We start from the raw sequence: 3,047 nt of genomic DNA, 5'->3' as shown, positions 1-3,047 counted from the left end.
CCTTTTTCAATTTCGACCTCGATCTCTTCCCCTAGCTTTAACCCGTATAGGAAGGTCGGTGTATCCAATACCGAAATATTGCCAAAGGAGTTCACTGTTTTGGCGTATTCCTCAAACACTTTTGGATAGAGTGCATAAGCGAGTATATCCTTCTTTGTGACAGGACGATCTAATTTGTCCTCTAGCACTGCTTCCAGCTGCTCAAAATGGATAGGCTCTAGTAGTTCACCAGGGCGTACTGTAATGGCTTCACGGTCCTTTAATACAACCTTTTGCAACGCCTCAGGGAAACCTCCGTGTGGTTGTCCTAAATATCCCTGGAAGAACTCAATAACAGAGTCTGGGAAGTCAATCGTTTGTCCTCTTGTTAAGACGGACTGTTCGTCTAATTCATTTTGCACCATAAATAATGCCATATCCCCGACTACCTTTGAGGATGGGGTTACTTTGACAATATCACCAAATAGAAGGTTCACGCGGGAATACATGCGCTTCACTTCCTCCCATCTATCGCCAAGGCCAACTGCTTTTGCCTGCTGCTGAAGATTACTGTACTGACCACCTGGCATTTCATGCACATAAATTTCAGAATGCGGGCTCATCATGCCACTTTCAAAATCCTTATAATAATGGCGTACATCCTCCCAGTAGTAGGATAGCTTTTCTAGTGCTTCAATATCAGCACGTACCTTACGCTGACTGCCCTTCGTCGCATAATACAGAGAATTCGCACTTGGCTGTGATGTTAAGCCCGCCATCGAACCGAGGGCTGTATCGATAATATCTACACCTGCTTCAATGGCTTTGGCATATAGATAAATGCCATTTCCACTTGTGTCATGTGTATGCAAGTGGATTGGTAGACTTGACGTCTCTTTTAACTCGGAAACCAAACGATACGCGGCTTCCGGTTTTAATAAACCAGCCATATCTTTAATGGCTAAAATATGAGCACCGGCTGCCTCTAGCTCCCTTGCCATGTCCTTATAGTACTGCACTGAATACTTGGCACGTGTGTCATCCAAAATATCACCTGTGTAACAGATGGCTGCCTCGGCAATTTTCCCTGATTGACGGGCCGCATCAATGGCTACTTCCATGCCTTTTATCCAGTTTAAGCTATCGAAAATACGGAACACATCAATCCCTGATGCTGCTGATTCTGCGATAAATTCACGGATTAAATTATCCGGGTAGTTCGTATAGCCTACCGCATTTGCCCCGCGCAGTAACATCTGGAATAGCACATTTGGCACCTGTTCACGTAGCTTTGCAAGGCGCTCCCATGGGTCTTCCTTTAAGAAACGGTAGGCCACATCAAACGTCGCCCCTCCCCACATTTCGAGCGAGAAGAAATTATGCAGCAAGTGTGCTGTGGCATCGGCAATTTGGAACATATCCTGTGAACGTACACGTGTTGCCAGTAGAGATTGATGTGCATCTCGGAACGTTGTATCTGTAAGCAGTACATCCTCCTGTGCCTGAATCCATTTCACAAGCCCTTCTGCTCCTTGGGCATCTAAAATTTGCTTTGTACCTGCTGGTGGCACGATAAATGGGTCCACTTTCGGCATGCTTGGCTGTACAAAAATGGGCTTTGCCTTCTTCTCTACCCCTGGGAAGCCATTTAATGTCACATTACCAATATAGCTTAACAGCTTTGTCCCACGGTCCTTGCGCACAGGGAAATTAAATAGTTCTGGCGTCGTATCGATAAAGCTTGTATCGAAGGCACCTGTTAAAAATTTCTCATGTGTCACGACATTATTTAAAAACGGAATATTCGTTTTAACCCCACGAATACGGAATTCTTTTAAGTTACGGTCCATTTTCGCAGCAGCTTCTTGAAACGACATTCCTGATGTTGAGATTTTCACCAATAAGGAATCGTAGTACGGTGTCACAACAGCGCCCTGGAAGCCATTCCCTGCATCTAAACGAACCCCAAAGCCACCACTCGAACGATACACCATCAGCTTACCTGTATCCGGCATAAAATCATTGGCAGGGTCTTCTGTTGTGACACGTGCCTGAATCGCATAGCCAATCATCGGCATCTCTTCCTGCTTTGGCAGATGAATTTCTTCACTGTGCAGCGCATAGCCTGCCGCCACCTTAATTTGAGTGTGCACAATATCGATACCCGTAATCATTTCCGTAATGGTATGCTCTACTTGAATACGAGGGTTCACCTCAATGAAATAAAAATCCTCACCTGCTACTAGAAATTCCACTGTCCCTGCATTTATGTACGAGACATTTTTCATGAGCTGCACGGCCGCCTCACAAATTCGATTTCTTAAACTTTCTGAAATAGAATGTGAAGGGGCGATTTCAACGACCTTTTGATGGCGACGTTGAATCGAACAATCACGCTCATAGAGATGCACGATATTGCCCTGCTGATCACCAATAATTTGAACCTCAATATGCTTCGGCTTGATAATCGCCTTCTCAACATACACCTCATCCGAGCCAAAAGCAGCCTTTGCCTCCGATTTAGCTCGTTCATAAGAAGAAGCAAGCTCCTCTGATGTATGGACCAGGCGCATCCCACGGCCACCACCCCCAAGTGCTGCCTTAATCATAACTGGATAGCCATAGGTGCTAGCAAATGCCTCTACCTCTGCTAAATCAGCGACAGGGCCATCTGTACCAGGAATAACAGGAATTCCAGCGGCAATAGCTTGCGAACGAGCCTTGACCTTATCTCCAAACATATCTAAATGTTCAGAAGTAGGACCAATAAACACAATGCCCTCCTGCTCACAACGACGTGCAAATTCTACGTTTTCCGATAAAAAACCATACCCCGGATGAATGGCATCTACGCCCGCATCTTTAGCAATCGCTATAATACCCTCAATATCTAAATAAGCATCAATTGGCTTTTTACCAGCCCCTACTAAATAGGCCTCATCTGCTTTAAAGCGATGGAAGGCGCCACTATCCTCTCGTGAATAAATGGCTACCGTTTGGATATGAAGCTCCGTGCAGGCACGGAAAATACGAATCGCAATTTCTCCCCGATTGGCTACGAGAATTTT

1 protein-coding gene is annotated in these 3,047 nt (G+C 45.4%); it reads right to left on the bottom strand.

The window, feature by feature from the left end; genetic code table 11:
• Window positions 1–3,047, bottom strand: a 3,047-nt coding sequence (gene pyc, locus B2R82_RS04230; RefSeq protein ID WP_286923678.1) for a pyruvate carboxylase, incomplete at both ends; no start/stop codon positions are given.

The organism is Lysinibacillus sp. UBA6686 (assembly GCF_002455205.1).
Taxonomy (GTDB): domain Bacteria; phylum Bacillota; class Bacilli; order Bacillales_A; family Planococcaceae; genus Lysinibacillus; species Lysinibacillus pakistanensis.
The sequence above is the reverse complement of the archived record's forward strand: the minus strand, read 5'-3'. Positions and strand labels throughout refer to the sequence as shown.